Below are 16,869 nucleotides of genomic sequence, written 5' to 3' on the forward strand. Positions count from 1 at the left end.
GCGCCAATGGCGCGATCGACAAAGCCGTGGACCAGCGAAAATAAACTCGCACCGGGAAGTAAGCTCATGCGGATAACATGCCGCAGCAGCGATTAATATTATGTATGTGCCTTTCCGCAGGCAAATAGACGGTCGAGCTGAACACGCTTTGTTAAGCGCAATTCCTCACCGCGCCCGGTTACCCAAAATAAACCGCTCCGCTTAAGTTGATTTTCAAGCACCATCCTTAATTTTGATCAATCAAGCATATAAAAAGTCTCGACTAGGAGAGCGTCATGAGCAAAACGGTCAATTCCGTTCCGGAAGCAGCGCTGGCAGGCAGTTTGCGCGACTTTCGTGCGCCCGAAGGCGCCGATCTCATCAACCGCGTTGCGGGGTTTTACGAATGGCAGAACCTGCGTCGCGAGCATGAATTGTGGCCCTATGCCCGTTCCACCTCCACCGCGCCGCAGGCCCGTTGCGAGGCCAAGAGCGATTCCGGGCAGAGCTTTTCCGGCATCAACTTCGCCAGCCAGGACTATCTCAGCCTCTCCTCCCACCCGGCCGTCAAGGCTGCGGCAATCGAGGCGATCGGCGAGTATGGCGTGCACAGCGCCGGCTCGGCGGCCCTCCTGGGCAATACTGCCAATTCACTGCTGCTCGAAAGCGCACTCTCCGACTTCCTCGGCGGGCGCGAGGTCGTGCTTTACCCCACCGGCTGGGCCGCGGGCTATGGCTCGGTGCAAGGCTTCGTGCGCGGCAACGACCACGTGGTGTTGGATATCCTGGCCCATTCCTGCCTGCAGGAAGGTGCAAAGGCCGCGACTAACAATGTGCACTATCATGGCCACCTCAATCTCGATGCCCTGACGCGCAAACTCGAACGCATCCGCGCCCAGGATCAGACCAACGGCATCCTGGTGGTCACCGAGAGCCTGTTCTCGATGCACTCCGACACCCCTGACCTGTTGGCCATGCGTGCGCTGTGCGATCAGTACAATGCGACCCTTTTGGTCGACTGCGCTCACGACCTGGGCTCGATCGGCGAAGACGGGCTGGGCCATCTGGGCCTGCAGAATGCCATGGACGCGGCCGACATCATCATCGGCAGCTTCTCCAAGACCTTCGGCTCCAATGGCGGCTTCATTGCCGTGAAGTCCAAGGCCGCCGCCGAATATCTCAAATACTACAGCGCTACCCACACCTTCTCCAACGCACTCTCGCCGGTACAGGCAGCCACGGTTTTGAGCGCGCTCAGTATCGTCCGCTCGGAAGAAGGCCGCGCGCTGCGCCGCAAGCTGATGGACAACATCCTCTATCTGCGCGCCGAAATGACCAAGGCCGGGCTGGAAACTCTGGGCGATCCCTCGCCTATCGTGCCGGTAAGCCTCGGGCTTGAAGGCGTCGGCCGGTTTGCCTCGCGGCACCTGATGGCACTCGGCGGCATTGCCAATCTGGTCGAATATCCCGCCGTCCCACAGGGCGGCGCCCGCTTCCGCTTCCAGGTGATGGCCGCGCACTCATTCGAGGATATCGACCAGGTGGTGACTATCCTGGCCCAGGCAATGCGCGATGCGGATCTGGAATATAGGGTGGGTCATGAGGGCCGACCGTATGCGGGACGCGCCCGCGGCACGTCCGCGGCATAATGGAGGCGGCGATGGCCCACACCCCCAGACTACTGGCGGTCGACGATGATGCACCGTCAGCCGAGCTGGTTGTGCGCGTAGCCGAGCGATGCGGCTACGAGGCCTTCGCCACCTCGGACTCACGGGGGGTGATCAGCCTGGTCGCCGCCCTGCGCCCCGACGTGATGGCAGTGGACATATCTATGCCCCACGTCGACGCCATCGAATTGTTCAAGCTGCTGTCCGAAGCCCGCTACGATGGTGAAATCATCATCGTCAGCGGGCAGGACCAGCAGACATTGAGCATGGTGCAGCGGACTGCCGAACTAATGGGCCTGCACCTGCCTCATGTGCATCAGAAGCCGATCAACATGGGGCGGCTACGCGAGACGCTAAATCTCAACCGGGAGAAGATGGCAGGCTGAACCAGTACACCTCTCCCCTGAAGGCGAGGTGTATTGCCGGTTAGCCGAAGTTCATCGCGGCTTCGGGCGTCTTGGGCCCGAGTACGGCCTGCATCTTGCCGAGAAGGCGTGGCAGGTCGACAGGTTTGGTGTCGAAGTCGATGCAGCCAGCGGCAAGGGCCCTGGCCCGGTCGCTTTCAAAGGCACTGGCCGTCAGCGCGATAATCGGCAGCGCAGCCGTTTCCGGGTCGGCACGAATGCGGCGCGTGGCTTCGCAGCCGTCCATTTCGCCCAGCCCGATATCCATCAGAATCACGTCGGGCATCAGAGCTTTGGCAGCGGCTATGCCGCTGGGGCCATCCTCTGCAAAGCGGATTGAAAAGCCGCGACGTTCGAGACGGCGGCCCAGCACGTCGCGATTGATCGGGTTGTCCTCTACAATGAGAACCAAAGTCATTTGGGCATGCTCCGTCTTATACGTTCGAGGCCTTGGCGTGGGACTGACCACGTGTGGCCTTCAGCCCAGCGAGGGCCGCTTTAACCTTGCTAGCGTCAAATGGCTTCATAACGATCCCATCTGCACCTGCTTCCAAGGCTTTTTTACGCTCACTGAGAATAGAAATCATGAATACCGGTATACCGGCGGTGATTGGGTCGGCTTTGAGGGCCGCCAAGACGTCCCAGCCATCAAAGCCGGGCATCACAATATCAAGGAAAATGGCCTTGGGCCTGACCGTGCGGGCGATCTGCAAGGCCGATTGCGGAGCATCTGTGCAGATGGGCGCATAGTCTTCCTTGATGAAGAGGCGTTCCGCGAGTTCGAGGAAACGGCGATCGTCATCGACGACCAGCACATGCGGGCGCCTCTCATGGTTGGTCCGGTGCCCCGCGATACCAGAGAAACTGTCCCTGTGACCACGTTGCTCGCCCTCGCTATCAGCAGGGGCGGCGTCGTCGCTACGCTTGGTGGCGTGGTGGACGACAGGCACCAGTGCCGCATCATCCGGACCATGCACGACCTGCGCCGGCAGCCGGATGGTGAAGCGGCTACCTTTGCCCAATTCGCTGCTGATCTCGATCTTGCCGCCCATCAGACGACACAGGTTCTGGCTGAGCGACAGGCCAAGCCCCGTGCCGCCATAGACGGCGGCGATCTTGGAATTGGCCTGGGTGAAATTGGAGAACAGGGCCTTCTGCTGCTCCTGGGAAATCCCGATACCCGTATCGGAGACGGCAAACTCCACCCATTCACCGACGCGGTGCACCGAAAGGGTGATCTGCCCGTTCTGGGTGAATTTGGCAGCGTTGGAGAGCAGGTTGAAAATCGCCTGGCGCAGCTTGGTCGCATCGGTACGGATCACGCCGAGATTGGCGCCGCGCTCGACGACGAATGTATTGGTGTTCTTGGCTGCCAGCGGCCGCGCCGTCGCCTCGACTTCGTTGACGAGGCTGGCGAGATCGAGATCTTCCAGATGCAGGGCCATCTTGCCCGCTTCGATCTTGGAGATGTCGAGGATGTCATTGACCATGGCCAGCAAATGCTTGCCCGCAGCGCTGATCTTTTGCAGGTCCGAGATCTGCTCGCCGCGCCCGTCGAGCTCGGCATCCTCAAGCAGGATTTCCGAATAGCCCAGTACGGCATTGAGCGGCGTGCGGAGTTCGTGGCTCATCTTGGCCAGGAATTCCGACTTGGCGCCGTTGGCGCGCTCGGCCTCGTCCTTGGCCTGGGTCAGCTCCCGGAGCGTATACTGATGGCGGTCAATTTCCTTGATCAGCTCGGACTGGCTATCGACCACGCTGGAGTAATACGCGGCCATCATGAACACGTAGATGTTCGAGCCGAGCGCCGAGAGCACACCGGCGACCGCCATGTTCTCGACCGGGATATTCTCCGGAAAGTTGCTGTAGAGATAGACGCCGTAGAGCGCGGCAATGCCCAGCGTAATCTGGCTGAACACGAAGATACGCGCCGTCCAGGTCGAGCCGAGATACATGAAGGCCAGCAGCGGCACGAGCACGAGCCAGACCAGGAATGGCGAACTGGTGCCGCCGTAATTGTAGGTGCCCCACAGGATGCAGAAGGTCAGGTTCAGCACTGACAGCATGGCCAGCGGCGTGTAGCCGCGCGGGAACAGCTTCACCAGCGCCAGGAACGGCCAGAACCCATAGATCGAGGCGGCCAGGATCGGGACCTGCGGCACGGGCGCGGGATCGGCGAACCACAGGAAGACTGGGATCGGCGTCGCGATGATCGGCCCGAACATGTGGCTGATGATAAACATCTGCACGCGTTTGCGCGTGTGCAAGTCGCCGCTGAGATGGTCCGGAACGAACCAGTTCACCAGTTTCTGGAAAGAAGACAGAAAATTCACGAAGCCGCCTCGCGCCACGTTGGAGATCGAGAGTGGGCTCAACACTTTGAAAAGTCGTAAATTATTGCCTGAAAGCAATACCGGACGGCCACAAGACCGTCCGGCAAAACGAGTCTATAGCCCGAACGTCGCGTGCTCAAGCGCCGTCATAACGCCACGCAGTTCCGCCAGCCCCTTCATTCGCCCGATGGTCGGGTAGCCCGGCTGCGAACGGCGGTTGAGATCGTCCAGGATGTCCTGGCCGTGATCGGGGCGCATCGGGATGATGTGGTCCTTGCGGCCGGCCGCCTTGCGACGGCGCTCCTCCCGGACGATGGCAGCAATCAGCGCCACCATGTCGGTGTCGCCCGCTAGGTGTTCGGCCTCGTAGAACGAGCCAACCACGTCGTCAGTGTCGCGCTTGACGTTGCGCAGATGCAGGAAATGCACCCGGTCGCCGAGGCGCTCCATCATGCCCGGCAGATCATTGTCCGGCCGCGCACCGAGCGAGCCCGAGCACAGCGTCATGCCGCTTGCAGGGCTATCCACCGCGTCGAGGATATACTTGTAGTCTTCTTCGGTCGACATGACGCGCGGGAGGCCGAGCAGCGCGAACGGTGGATCGTCGGGATGGCAGCACATGCGCAGGCCGAGATCTTCGGCGGTGGGCACGACGGCATCGAGGAAATCCACGAAATTGGCGCGCAGCCGCTCGCGACTGATCGCACCATATTCGTCCAGATGCGCCCGCACGTCATCGAGCGTCATCGACTCCGTCGAGCCCGGCAGGCCCATGGTGACGTTGCGCGCCAGCTGCTTGCGCGCGCCGTCATCCATTTCGGCAAAGCGGCGCTCGGCCTCGTGGGCAATGAGATTGGTATAGTCTGCCGCGGCGCCCTGGCGCTCCAGCACGTGGATGTCGAAAGCGGCGAAGTCGTTGATGTCGAAGCGCATGCAGGAGGCGCCGTTCGCCACCGTCCAGCGCACGTCGGTCCGCGTCCAGTCCAGCACCGGCATGAAATTGTAGCAGATCACCTCGATACCGGCATCCGCCAGATGCTGCAGCGAGATCTTGTAGTTTTCGATATGCTCGCGCCAGGCGTTCTTCTGCTTCTTAATGTCTTCGCTGACCGGGAGGCTCTCCACCACATCCCATGTCAGGCCCGATGGCGTGCCGTCCTTGCGGGTGGCAATCTCACGTTGACGTTTGGCAATCTCCTCAGGTGTCCAAACGCTCCCGTTAGGCACGTGATGCAGCGCACTAACCACACCCACCGCCCCTACCTGGGTAATATCATCAATACTCGTCTGGTCATGGGGTCCAAACCAACGCCAAGTCTGTCGCACAGTAAATCCTCACCTTGTATGGTAGACCCATGCCACAAGCTTTACCTGAACTAAAGTACTATTCGTTGGCGAGTTTCAGTAAAGTGTCGACATGACAAGGCGTGCCTTCTCGGCACCAGCAAGCAAGGTTCAATCCTGCCAGTTCAGCCCGAATAGTCGCGCGGTCCGGAGGCGCTTTTGGGCCTTCGATTTCTCCCCGGATCCAGCGGCCGTGCCGCGCCACGGCCTCGGCCTGGGCGGCGTCCTTGCCGAGGCCAAGTTCAGCTGCAACCTCGGCAATGGTGAAGGGATTGCCCCAGGGGCCAGGCCGAGCCACCGAATGCGCGGGCAGCCCGTTGAGCGCGCGAGAAATCGCCTGCAGGTCAAAGCCGGCCCTGCGCGACAGCACGATCCTCTGAGGTTGCATTACATCTCCCTGTCATAAACGAATTTGGGCATTTCCCATTTCCAGATCAGGGCGGCGACGCGCAGCGTGAAACCGATGGCGATCGAACCGATGACAACCACGTTCAGCGGCAGGCCGTACATCAGCCCGAAATAGTACACGACGCCGGTGACGATCGAGACCGTGGCATAGAGTTCGCTGCGGAACACCAGCGGCACGTCGTTGCAGAGCACGTCGCGCAGGATGCCGCCGACGATCCCGGTGACCATGCCGGAGACCAGCACGATGATCGGGCTCACATCCATCTCCATGGCCACCCCGCAACCGATAATGGTGAACACCACCAGCCCCAGGGCGTCGAGCAGCAGGAAGGTCCAGCGCAAGCGGTGCATCATGCGGGCGATGACGATGGTCATCAGCGCCGCGCCGCAGACCAGTACCAGGATATAGGGGTTCTCCACCCAGTAGAGCGGGTAGTGGCCAAGGAAAATGTCGCGCGTGGTTCCGCCGCCCAGCGCGGTCACGCAGGCCAGCAGGCAAACGCCGAACCAGTCCATGTTGCGGCGGCCCGCCGCGAGCGCGGCCGTCATCGCCTCAGCACCGATGGCGACATAAAAAATGAGGTCCAGCATGGCGGGTCCTGTGGAAACCGGGTTGCGCCGCGCAGGCTATCGCAGGAGCCTGCGGCTTTCACGCGGGGATTGAGATGCGCGCACCCAAATCCGTCAGGAGTCTCGAAAACCTGGGTCGCGTCAGGCTCTCGGAGAACTTCTTCCTGCGCGATTTCCTGTATTCGGAAATCGCGGTGATGCACGGATTTGCCAATATCCCCGACAACCCCGATCTGGCAATCGCCGCAGGAACGGCGCTTTGCGAAAACCTGCTCGAGCCGCTGCAGGCGCGCTTCGGGAAAATCTCGATCCGCTCGGCCTATCGCTCACCCGAGGTCAACGGATTTGGCAATGCCAATGGCCTCAACTGCGGCAGCAATGCCTCAAACTATGCGGGCCATATCTGGGATCGGCTGGACGGTGAAGGGCGGATGGGCGCAACGGCCTGCATCGTGGTCAACCGCTTCGTGCCCTATTACGAGCGCACCGGCGACTGGGAGGCGATGGCCTGGTGGGTGCATGATCACCTGCCCTACCATGATATGGAGTTCTTTCCCCACTACGCGGCGTTCAACCTGCAGTGGCGGCAGGAGCCGGTACGCCGGATTTCAAGCTATATTCCGCCGCGTCGGGGGCGGCTGATCGCACCGGACCGGCCCAACTGGTCGGGCCGGCACGATGAGGCCTATGCCGCAATGCTGGCGGCGATCAAAGGAAATCCGCGCGGAGCGGGGTGAATACGTCGATCAACCGGCCCTTTTCGAGGGCGACGACGCCATGCACCAGCCCGCTCGGCACGATAAAGCTGCCGCCAGTGCCAACCACTTCGGTCTTGCCATCGATCGTCACTTCGAACGCCCCCTCGGCGACGTAGCTGACCTGGACATGGGGGTGCGAGTGCAGTGCGCCAACGCCACCCTTTTCGAAGCCGAACTCCACCTGCATCATTTCGGGCGTGTGGATCAGCACCCGGCGAGTATTGCCGGGAGCTAGCACGATGGTTTCGCCCTCGTCTGCCTGCGCAAACAACTTCTGTTCAGTCATGAATTACCTCGCCAGCCAGCCACCATCCACGGGGATGACGGCGCCATGCATGTAGTTGGAAGCCTGCGACAGCAGAAACACCGCTGCGTCGCCGATGTCGGACGGCACGCCCCAGCGGGCGGCCGGGATGCGTCCCAGGATCGAAGCGGACCGATCGGGGTCAGCCCGCAGCGCTTCGGTATTGTTGGTTTCGATATAGCCCGGAGCGATCGAATTGACGTTGATACCCTTGGCCGCCCACTCATTGGCGAGCAGGCGCGTGATCCCGAGCACGCCGCTCTTGGAGGCCGTGTAGCTGGCAACACGAATGCCGCCCTGGAAGCTGAGCATCGAGGAAATGTTGACGATCTTGCCCTGGCGCCCCTGAGACAGAGCGCGCTTGCCGAGCGACTGGCAGAGGAAGAACATCGTCTTGAGGTTGATGTCCATCACCTGATCCCAATCGTCTTCGGTGAAGTCCACCGCATCGACGCGCTTGATGATCCCGGCATTGTTGACGAGGCCATCAATGGGCCCGTGCTGATCCCAGGCCGCGTCGAACATGGCCTGGGCAGCAGAGGTCGAGGAAAGGTCGGCCCTGACCGCCACGAACTCGCCGCCCGCCTTGGCCAGGAGGGCCGCGGTCTCGTCCATGCCCGAGCGGCCCACGCCAATAACGCGGCCACCGGCGCGGGCAATGCTCACGGCAATGCCCTGCCCGATGCCGGTATTGGCGCCAGTCACCATCACCGTCTTGCCGGCTAGGCTGAATGCGCTGAGATCGATCACAGCAGCTCGTCCATCTCTACCTTTTCAACGTCGGTGTAATCGACATTGTCGCCAGCCATGGCCCAGATGAAGGTATAGGCGCCGGTGCCCGCACCCGAGTGGATCGACCAAGGGGGCGAAATCACCGCTTCCTCGTTGCGAACGATCAGGTGCCGGGTCTCCTCGGGCTCACCCATCAGGTGCATCACGAAAGCATCGGGCTTGAGGTCAAAATAGAGATAGGCCTCCATGCGGCGGTCATGCACGTGGGCGGGCATAGTGTTCCAAACCGACCCCGGCGCGAAGCTGGTGAGACCAACCACGAGCTGGCAGGTCTTGACGCTGTCAGCATTGACGAACTGGAAGATCGACCGCTCGTTGGCGGTTTCCTGGCTGCCCAGATCGAGGCGCTTGGCATCGCTCTGGCGGATCAGGGTGGTCGGATGGGTGGCATGAGCCGGTGCGCTCAGCAGATAATACTTGGCGCCCTTGCCGGCGAACTGCACATTCTTGGCTCCCATGCCCACATAGAGCATGTCGCGGGAACCGACGGCATAATCGACGCCATCGACCGTGATCGTACCGGGCTCGCCGATATTGGCGGCGATCAGCTCACGCCGATCGAGGAAACCTGCCGTGCCGGTCGGCTTGATCGCTTCCAGCGTTAGCGGCGTCGTCGGCGTCGCGCCGCCCACTGCCATGCGGTCATAGTGGCTGTAGGTCCAGTTGATCACGCCCGGCACGAACAGCTCTTCGATGAGGAAATGCTCACGCAGTTCAGCCGTGTTCATGGCCGATGTGCTGACGGGGTCTATGGCGAAGCGGATATCGAATTCGGTGGTCATACTCTGTCCTATTGGGATTGCTCGTGGAGCCGTGCGCGGTAGCGCTCCTGGCTCAGTGAAAGGTGGTGCCGCATCGCTTCCCGGGCCGCACAAGGGTCCTGGGCCGAAATGGCACGGAGAATGGTGAGATGCTCGCGCTGCAGGCCAACCTGGTACTCATAGGTCACCACGCTGTCGGTGCCCCAAGGTGAGGCCACGTCGCAGGGAATAGTCCGGCTGCCCAGACCATCGAGCACCTCGATGTAGAAGGGATTGTTGGTCGCCGCCGCGATGGCCCGGTGAAAGGCGAAATCGGTCTTGCCCGTTGGCGTACCGAGCTTGAGCAGCCGCTCGAACTCGTGCCAGGCCTCCTGGATCGCCGCGTCCTGGCTGGCACTGCGGCGCATGGCGGCGAGGCCGGCTGACTCGATCTCGATACCCATGCGCACTTCGAGCACGTTGAGAGCCACAGAAATCTTGTTGGAGCTTCCCGCTCCAATGGCATGAAACGGGCTGAGGGCATGGGCGAGCACAAACACCCCTGCCCCCTGGCGTGCCTGCACCAGGCCATCGGCCGCCAGGGCCGCGATAGCCTCGCGCACGACGGTTCTGCTGACACCGAATATCCCGGTCATCTGGCTCTCCGTGGGCAGTTTGCCGCCGATGTCATATTCACCGGCAGCAATACGCCTGCGCAGAGTTTCCACCACCAGGTCGGCCAATTTGGGCTTCCGCCCAGCAGGGACCGCACCAATGTCAGACAAGCTCACGTCACTATCCTCGGAACAGGGCTGGAAGCCACAGAGACAGGGCGGGGATATAGGTCACCAGACCCAGCACGACGAGCCCAGCCGTATAGAACGGCCAGATGCTGCGCATGGCTTCCCACACCGTTATCTTGCCCACCGCGGCCGCAACAAACTGCACGGGCCCGAGTGGCGGCGTGTTGAGGCCAATCCCCAGATTGAGGATCATGATGACGCCAAAATGCACGGGGTCAATGCCGAAGGCCTTCACCATGGGCAGGAAGATCGGCGTGGTGATGATGATCAGTGGCCCCATATCCATGAACGTGCCGAGCAGCAGCAGCAGCACGTTGATCATCAGCAGAACCATCAGGGGATCCGACGAGATCATGGTCATGGCTTCGGTGAGATAGACTGCGACCTTGAGATAGGCCATCAGCCAGCCGAAGGAGGCTGCGGCGCCGATGATGAACAGCACCATCGCAGTGGTGCGCACTGCGCCAAGCACGGAGTGCACGAACTCTTTCCAGTCCAGCGAACGATAGACCAGCAACGTCACCAGCAGGGCATAGATCACCGCGATGCAGGAGCTTTCCGTGGCGGTGAAGATGCCGGACCGCACCCCGCCAAAGATGATGGCAATCAGCATCAGGCCGGGGATGGAGGCGACGAAGAAGTAACCGGCCTTGCGGAAGCCCTGGAATGGCTCGGTGGGATAGCCGCGTTTGACGGCGACGAAATAAGCCGTGACCGAAAGCGCCAGGGCCAGCAGCAGGCCGGGAATGATGCCCGCGGTAAACAGGTCGGCAATCGAGATATTTCCGCCGCCCGACAGCGAATAGATGATCATGTTGTGGCTGGGCGGAAGCAGCAGTGCGATCAGCGCCGCCATCGACGTAACGTTCACCGCATAGTCGGCGCCATAGCCGCGCGCTTTCATCTGCGGGATCATGATGCCGCCAACGGCCGCCGCTTCGGCCACTGCCGAACCGGAAATGCCGCCGAACAGCGTCGACGCCGCGATGTTGACCTGCCCCAGCCCGCCGCGAACATGGCCGATCAGCGATCCGGCAAACGAAATGATCCGCGCAGCAATGCCGCCGCGCATCATGAGGTCGCCGGCGAAAATGAAGAAAGGAATGGCCATCAGGCTGAAGGCCGAGACGCCCGAATTGAGCTGCTGGAAGACAACGACCGGCGGGCGGCCGAGATAGACAATGGTGGCAAAGCTGGCAATGCCCAGGCAGTAGGCGATTGGCGTACCGATCACCATGAGCAGGGTGAACACGCCAAAGAGAATCCAATATTCCATGGGGCTTACGCCTCGCTAACGGTGTGATCGGCAACGACATCGTCCACCGGCTCGCCAGCCAGGCGCAGCACGAAGCGTTCGAGGGCGAACAGGCACATCAAAAGGCCTGACAGCACGATCGGGAAATAGGTGAAGGAAGTCGGCAGCCCGAGCACGGGAATCCGGGTCGACCAGAAGCGAATGGCCAGCTCCCCGCCATAGAACACCATGCCGAATGCAAAGGCGAAAATGCAGACGTCGCTGATCCCGCGCAGCCACGGCTTGGCGCCGGGCGGCAGGACATAGAGCAGCACGTCGAACCCCATATGGAAGTTCTCGCGCACGCCCACGGCGGCGCCGAGGAAAATGAACCACGTCATGATCATGATCGAACCTGCCTCGGTCCAGGCCGGAGACGAGTTGATCACGAAGCGCATGAACACCTGGTAGGCGACAATGGCGGTCATGGCGACCATTCCGATGCCGGCAATCCAGAGCACGATGTTTGAAAGCCGTCCCAGCGCGCGGCTGATCGGCAGGAGCCTGTCTCTCACGAATTTCCTCCGTACGGCGTTGGCCGCGACGTCAATGGACTGGGCCGGCGATGAGGCGCCGGCCCAGCTCGATCGATTATTCGGTGGCCTGAATGCGGGCCACGAGGTCCTTGAGGGCCGGATCGGTGACGTACTTTTCGTAGACGGGCTTCATCGCGTCGATGAAGGGCTGCTTGTCGACTTCGTTGATGGTGGCGCCAAGCGCTTCCACGGCGGCCTTGGACTCGACTTCCTTTGCAGCCCAGAGCTCGCGCTGCTTGGCAACGGATTCCTTGGCGGCTTCGCGGAACAGGGCCTGGTCTTCAGGAGCCAGGCCATCCCAGACGACCTTGGAGATCACCAGGACTTCCGGCACCATCAGGTGCTCGTCCAGCGAGTAATACTTGGCGACTTCGGCGTGGCCGGCGGTGTCATAGCTGGGGTAGTTGTTTTCGGCGCCATCGATAACGCCGGTCTGGATGCCGCCATACACTTCGCCATACGGCATCGGCGTGGCGTTGCCGCCAAAGGCCGCGACCATGTCGACGAAGATGTCCGACTGCATCACGCGCAGCTTCATGCCGGCCATGTCGGCGGGCGAATTGATCGGCTGCTTGCTGTTGTAGAACGAGCGCGCGCCGCCATCGTAATAGGCCAGCGCCACCACATCCACGGCATCAAAGGCGGCCAGGATTTCCGCGCCGATCGGGCCATCGAGCACGTGGTGCATATGGTCGGCCGAACGGAAGATATAGGGCAGCTGGGTCACGGTGGCTTCTGGCACCTGGGTACCGAAGGCGCCGATCGAAATGCGGTTCATGTCGATAACGCCGAACTGGGTCTGTTCGATCGTATCCTTTTCTTCGCCGAGCTGGGCGGAGTGGAACACTTCAACCGAATAACGGCCGCCGGTCTTTGCGCTCAGCAGTTCGCCGAAGTGCTTGACCGCTTCGACCGTCGGATACCCATCAGGATGGGTATCGGAAGACCGCAACACGGTCTGGGCGCTGGCCGTCGAGACCATCAGGGCTGCAGCGACCAGCGCGGTCGCTGCCAGTTTTGGCAGATGAAACATAAAGGTCCTCCCATAGGGGACAACGGTCCAGCACGACATCCGCGCCATCCTCCAACCGCTGCCAGTGATGCGCAGCAGAATTCCTCCTCCGCTGCACAAGCCCGCCCGCATCCCTCTGGACTCGCGGCGATCTTGCTGCACAAACTGGTATGGAAGCGAAAAACAAGAGTCAACATACAAAAAACACATCAATTGTATGATAACTTTTCAAGGTGCGGACGCCTCTCCTGGCGCCGAAACCAGGGCACTCGTCGACGCAGTTCCAGAAATTTCCTCGACACCACAATTGGTTAGAACAAACAAAAACGCCGCCGGATCGAACCAGCGGCGTTTAGAAACATGTCGTTGTGGCGAGCCTAAATGTGGATGGCGCCGTCGCCCAGCGACAGGGCCGCCTCGCGCACCGCTTCCGACAATGTCGGATGCGCATGGGTCGAGCGGGCGAGATCTTCGGCCGATCCCGAGAATTCCATCAGCACCACCAGCTCGTGGATCATTTCGCCGGCATTCTTGCCGATGATATGGGCGCCGAGCACGCGGTCGGTTTCGACATCTGCCAGGATCTTCACAAAACCCTGCGTCGCCAGCATTGCCTTGGCGCGGCCATTGGCAGTGAAGGGAAACTTGCCAATCTTGTAGTCGATGCCTTCGGCCTTGAGTTCATCCTCGGTCTTGCCGACCGAAGCGATCTCGGGATTGGTGTAAACCACAGCCGGGATCGCGGCATAGTTCACGTGACCGGCCTGGCCATTGAGGATTTCGGCAACGGCAATGCCCTCGTCCTCGGCCTTGTGCGCCAGCATTGGGCCGGCAATCACGTCGCCAATGGCATAGATGCCGTCGACCGAGGTCTTGTAATTGTGGTCAACGCGCACGCGGCCCCGCTCGTCCAGGGCAACGCCGACGATGTCGAGACCCAGCCCTTCAGTGAAAGGCTTGCGGCCGATAGCGACCAACGCCACATCGGCATCGAGCAGTTCGACGTCGCCGCCCTTGGCTGGCTCGATGCGCACCTTGAGCGAGCCGTCGTCCTGCCGGTCGATACCGGCGACCTTGCTCGACAGTTTGAACTCCATGCCCTGCTTCTGCAGCATGCGCTGGAACTGGCGTGCCACTTCGCTATCCATGCCCGGCAGGATGCGGTCGAGATATTCGACGACGGTGACCTGCGCACCAAGCCGCGCCCAGACCGAACCCAGTTCGAGCCCGATGACACCGGCACCGATGACCAGCAGCTTACCCGGAACCTTGTCGAGGCTCAGCGCGCCGGTGGAGGTCACGATGGTCTTCTCATCAACGTCGATGCCCGGCAGGCCGGCCGATACCGAGCCGGTTGCGATGACGATGTTCTTGGTTTCGATTTCGGTGGCGGGGCCGGTCTGCGGCGTCACCAGCACCTTGCCGGGCGACACGATGGTGCCGATGCCGCGCAGGGCCGTGATCTTGTTCTTCTTGAACAGGTAATCCACGCCACCAACGTTGGCGGCGACCGTTTCGGTCTTGTGGTTGAGCATCTGGGCCAGGTTGAGCTTGGGCGCCGGAATGTCGATGCCCAGCGCCTTGAAACCGTGGCCAGCCTCTTCAAACAGCTCCGACGCGTGCAGCAGGGCCTTGGAGGGGATGCAGCCGATATTGAGGCAAGTGCCGCCATGGGTAGCCCACTTCTCAACAACCGCCACCTTCATCCCCAGCTGCGCAGCGCGGATTGCCGCGACATAGCCGCCGGGTCCCGAACCGATGATCGTGAGGTCGAAAGCGTCTGCCATTTATAGCCCCAAAACTGTTTTGCGTTTCTGCGGCATCGCCAGCTGAGCGGCGCGCGCAGGGAATGTAATGCCGGTGCGTCCAATAGACCACCGTCCGCAGCGGAAAAAGCCGCTTTCGGGGCAACAAGCATGATCGCGCCATGCCGTCCATTGCCGAAAGCTCAAGCCCCCACCGCCAAAGCAGCAATGCCCGGCGCGCGGTGAGCGTTGCGGAAACCGACGGCGACTATTGCGCAGCGATTTCCTGCGCCTTGGCGAGAGCCGTTGGCAGCTGGCGGTCGATATCGAGGGTGCCGTCGTCAACCTGGGCGAGGAACTGACGGCAGAACGACACCTTGTCGGAGGCCTGGTTGTAGGCGCTCATGATCTGGGTGCCGCCATAGGTTTCTGCGGCCAGCTGCTGACCTTCGTCCGCGCCGCCAAGCCGGGTGATGACCCGGTCGGCCAGGTCGAGAAACCCGATATTGCGCAGGTACCAGTTGTCATTGGCCAACTTGTAGGCGGGGTCGAGCCCGGTCGTTTCGTAGCAATGGGTGGTCATGGCCGCGACGATGGCGCGCGAGCCGTGAAAGGCCATCAACTCGCCGATCAACTCGGCATCAGATGCGTCCTGAGCCGTGGCTGGGGCGAATGCAGCGAGCCAAACGAGGGCCGACAAAACCAGGGAACGCAAAGGGCAGGCCACTCCGAAAAAAAACACTAAAAATCGACGAAGACATCTGGGGCTTTGACGTTAACAGACTGTTAGAATTCCGGCCTGCCGCCCATCACGAAACTGCTAGGTCGGCCTCTTCCAAGCTGCCGCCCACAAAAAAAGACCGGAGCACCTGCCCCGGCCTTTCGTAAAGCTAATGGGCGGGATGAAGGACAAGACCGACTTCCCGCCGAACAAACTAGAGATCGAGCACCAGACGCTCCGGTGCCTCAAGGCTTTCCTTGACGCGGACGAGGAAGGTCACGGCTTCCTTGCCGTCGACGATGCGGTGATCGTAGCTGAGCGCGAGATACATCATCGGGCGGATGACGATCTGGCCGCCAACAACCACAGGACGCTCCTGGATCTTGTGCATGCCCAGAATGCCCGACTGCGGCGCATTGAGGATCGGCGTCGACATCAGCGAGCCATAGACACCACCGTTGGAGATGGTGAAGGTACCGCCCTGCATGTCGGCCATCGACAGCGCGCCGTCACGGGCCTTCTTGCCCAAGCCATTGATCGACTTCTCGATCTCGGCGATCGACATCTGATCGGCATTGCGAACGACCGGAACGACGAGGCCTTTGTCGGTGCCGACTGCCACGCCAATATGGGCGTACTGCTTGTAGATCAGCTCATCGCCGTCGATCTCGGCATTGACCGCCGGGATCTCCTTGAGCGCGTGCACGACGGCCTTGGTGAAGAAGCCCATGAAGCCCAGCTTCACGCCGTGCTTCTTCTCGAACAGCTCCTTGTACGAAGCGCGCAGGTCCATCACCGGCTTCATGTCCACCTCGTTGAAGGTGGTCAGCATGGCGGCGGTATTCTGTGCGTCCTTGAGGCGACGGGCAATGGTCTGGCGCAGACGGGTCATCTTGACCCGCTCTTCGCGGCTGGCATCGTCAGCCGAAACTGGCGAGCGCGGCGCGGCCGGAGCCTTTGGAGCCTCAGCGACAGGAGCCGAGGCGGGGGCGGCTGGCTGCTTGAGCGCGGCCAGAACATCTTCCTTGAGCACCTGGCCACGCTTGCCCGAACCGTCCACGGCGCCGGCGTCAATGCCGGTCTCGTTGATCAGCTTCTGGGCAGCGGGAGCCGGCGGCATGCTGGTGGCAGCAGCAGGCTTGGTGGCGGCGGGTGCCGCAGCAGGCGCAACAGGTGCTGCGGCCGGAGCCTCGACGGGCTTGGGCGTAACAACCGCCCCTGCCCCGCCGATGGCACCCAGCAGCGCGCCGACGTCCACCGTCTCGCCCGGCTGAGCGGCGATGGCTTCGAGCACGCCAGCGGCTGGCGCCGGCACTTCGATGGTCACCTTGTCGGTTTCCAGTTCCACGATGGGCTCATCGGCGGAAACGGTGTCACCCACCTTCTTGAACCACTGGCCAATGGTGGCCTCGGAGACGCTCTCGCCAAGGGTCGGGACGCGGATTTCAGTCGACATTTG

The 16,869-nt window shown here is 61.6% G+C and carries 18 protein-coding genes; 3 read left to right on the plus strand and 15 right to left on the minus strand.

The window, feature by feature from the left end:
- The first annotated feature begins 275 nt into the window (after nucleotides 1-275).
- Together ACZ5WT_RS02190 and ACZ5WT_RS02195 are read left to right on the plus strand one after the other, a co-directional pair.
- Complete coding sequence (locus ACZ5WT_RS02190) at nucleotides 276-1,628, plus strand: aminotransferase class I/II-fold pyridoxal phosphate-dependent enzyme (protein ID WP_464285755.1); 1,353 nt, start codon at nucleotides 276-278, stop codon at nucleotides 1,626-1,628.
- A gap of 11 nt (nucleotides 1,629-1,639) precedes the next feature.
- Nucleotides 1,640-2,032 (plus strand): response regulator, encoded by a 393-nt coding sequence (locus tag ACZ5WT_RS02195; protein WP_464285756.1) that lies wholly within the window; start codon nucleotides 1,640-1,642, stop codon nucleotides 2,030-2,032.
- A 40-nt stretch (nucleotides 2,033-2,072) separates the two neighbouring features.
- On the opposite strand, the gene ACZ5WT_RS02200 is transcribed toward ACZ5WT_RS02195, so the two are convergent.
- The 5 genes from ACZ5WT_RS02200 to ACZ5WT_RS02220 all read right to left on the minus strand — a co-directional run bounded on the left by ACZ5WT_RS02200 (nucleotide 2,073) and on the right by ACZ5WT_RS02220 (nucleotide 6,726).
- Nucleotides 2,073-2,468, minus strand: coding sequence for a response regulator (locus ACZ5WT_RS02200; RefSeq protein ID WP_464285757.1), 396 nt, complete (start codon nucleotides 2,466-2,468; stop codon nucleotides 2,073-2,075).
- Nucleotides 2,469-2,484: 16 nt separating this feature from the next.
- Complete coding sequence (locus ACZ5WT_RS02205; RefSeq protein ID WP_464285758.1) at nucleotides 2,485-4,383, minus strand: ATP-binding response regulator; 1,899 nt, start codon at nucleotides 4,381-4,383, stop codon at nucleotides 2,485-2,487.
- A gap of 114 nt (nucleotides 4,384-4,497) precedes the next feature.
- Nucleotides 4,498-5,709, minus strand: coding sequence for a mannonate dehydratase (gene uxuA / locus ACZ5WT_RS02210; RefSeq protein WP_464285759.1), 1,212 nt, complete (start codon nucleotides 5,707-5,709; stop codon nucleotides 4,498-4,500).
- Nucleotides 5,710-5,767: 58 nt separating this feature from the next.
- Nucleotides 5,768-6,115 carry a DUF4326 domain-containing protein gene (locus ACZ5WT_RS02215; RefSeq protein ID WP_464285760.1) on the minus strand — a complete coding sequence of 116 codons (348 nt, stop codon included), beginning with the start codon at nucleotides 6,113-6,115 and terminating at the stop codon, nucleotides 5,768-5,770.
- The gene (locus ACZ5WT_RS02220; protein ID WP_464285761.1) at nucleotides 6,115-6,726 is read right to left on the minus strand and encodes a trimeric intracellular cation channel family protein; all 612 of its coding nucleotides are present in this window, start codon (nucleotides 6,724-6,726) and stop codon (nucleotides 6,115-6,117) included. The genes ACZ5WT_RS02215 and ACZ5WT_RS02220 overlap by 1 nt, the downstream gene beginning before the upstream one ends.
- Before the next feature lie 74 nt (nucleotides 6,727-6,800).
- Here ACZ5WT_RS02220 and ACZ5WT_RS02225 point away from each other — a divergent pair, with 74 nt between their 5' ends.
- Nucleotides 6,801-7,442, plus strand: coding sequence for a hypothetical protein (locus ACZ5WT_RS02225; RefSeq protein WP_464285762.1), 642 nt, complete (start codon nucleotides 6,801-6,803; stop codon nucleotides 7,440-7,442).
- On the opposite strand, the gene ACZ5WT_RS02230 is transcribed toward ACZ5WT_RS02225, so the two are convergent.
- The 10 genes from ACZ5WT_RS02230 to odhB all read right to left on the minus strand — a co-directional run bounded on the left by ACZ5WT_RS02230 (nucleotide 7,414) and on the right by odhB (nucleotide 16,866).
- Entirely contained in the window at nucleotides 7,414-7,749 is a 336-nt protein-coding gene (locus tag ACZ5WT_RS02230; RefSeq protein ID WP_464285763.1) for a cupin domain-containing protein, read from the minus strand. The two genes, ACZ5WT_RS02225 and ACZ5WT_RS02230, sit on opposite strands and share 29 nt — an antisense overlap.
- Before the next feature lie 3 nt (nucleotides 7,750-7,752).
- The gene (kduD, locus tag ACZ5WT_RS02235) at nucleotides 7,753-8,475 is read right to left on the minus strand and encodes a 2-dehydro-3-deoxy-D-gluconate 5-dehydrogenase KduD (RefSeq protein WP_464287139.1); all 723 of its coding nucleotides are present in this window, start codon (nucleotides 8,473-8,475) and stop codon (nucleotides 7,753-7,755) included.
- 38 nt (nucleotides 8,476-8,513) lie between these two features.
- Nucleotides 8,514-9,341: a 5-dehydro-4-deoxy-D-glucuronate isomerase gene (gene kduI, locus ACZ5WT_RS02240; RefSeq protein ID WP_464285764.1), complete on the minus strand. Its 828-nt coding sequence runs from the start codon at nucleotides 9,339-9,341 to the stop codon at nucleotides 8,514-8,516.
- 8 nt (nucleotides 9,342-9,349) lie between these two features.
- The gene (locus tag ACZ5WT_RS02245; protein ID WP_464285765.1) at nucleotides 9,350-10,090 is read right to left on the minus strand and encodes a FadR/GntR family transcriptional regulator; all 741 of its coding nucleotides are present in this window, start codon (nucleotides 10,088-10,090) and stop codon (nucleotides 9,350-9,352) included.
- A 4-nt stretch (nucleotides 10,091-10,094) separates the two neighbouring features.
- On the minus strand, nucleotides 10,095-11,378 hold the full coding sequence (locus ACZ5WT_RS02250) for a TRAP transporter large permease (RefSeq protein WP_464285766.1): 1,284 nt from the start codon (nucleotides 11,376-11,378) through the stop codon (nucleotides 10,095-10,097).
- Nucleotides 11,379-11,383: 5 nt separating this feature from the next.
- Nucleotides 11,384-11,911, minus strand: a complete 528-nt coding sequence (locus ACZ5WT_RS02255; protein ID WP_464285767.1) for a TRAP transporter small permease — start codon at nucleotides 11,909-11,911, stop codon at nucleotides 11,384-11,386.
- A 76-nt stretch (nucleotides 11,912-11,987) separates the two neighbouring features.
- On the minus strand, nucleotides 11,988-12,965 hold the full coding sequence (locus tag ACZ5WT_RS02260) for a TRAP transporter substrate-binding protein (protein WP_464285768.1): 978 nt from the start codon (nucleotides 12,963-12,965) through the stop codon (nucleotides 11,988-11,990).
- A 356-nt stretch (nucleotides 12,966-13,321) separates the two neighbouring features.
- Entirely contained in the window at nucleotides 13,322-14,731 is a 1,410-nt protein-coding gene (gene lpdA / locus ACZ5WT_RS02265) for a dihydrolipoyl dehydrogenase (protein WP_464285769.1), read from the minus strand.
- A 226-nt stretch (nucleotides 14,732-14,957) separates the two neighbouring features.
- Complete coding sequence (locus ACZ5WT_RS02270) at nucleotides 14,958-15,404, minus strand: hypothetical protein (RefSeq protein ID WP_464285770.1); 447 nt, start codon at nucleotides 15,402-15,404, stop codon at nucleotides 14,958-14,960.
- A gap of 220 nt (nucleotides 15,405-15,624) precedes the next feature.
- On the minus strand, nucleotides 15,625-16,866 hold the full coding sequence (gene odhB, locus ACZ5WT_RS02275; protein ID WP_464285771.1) for a 2-oxoglutarate dehydrogenase complex dihydrolipoyllysine-residue succinyltransferase: 1,242 nt from the start codon (nucleotides 16,864-16,866) through the stop codon (nucleotides 15,625-15,627).
- Nucleotides 16,867-16,869 lie beyond the last annotated feature (3 nt).

It is taken from the genome of Devosia sp. T2-14 (genome assembly GCF_055397495.1).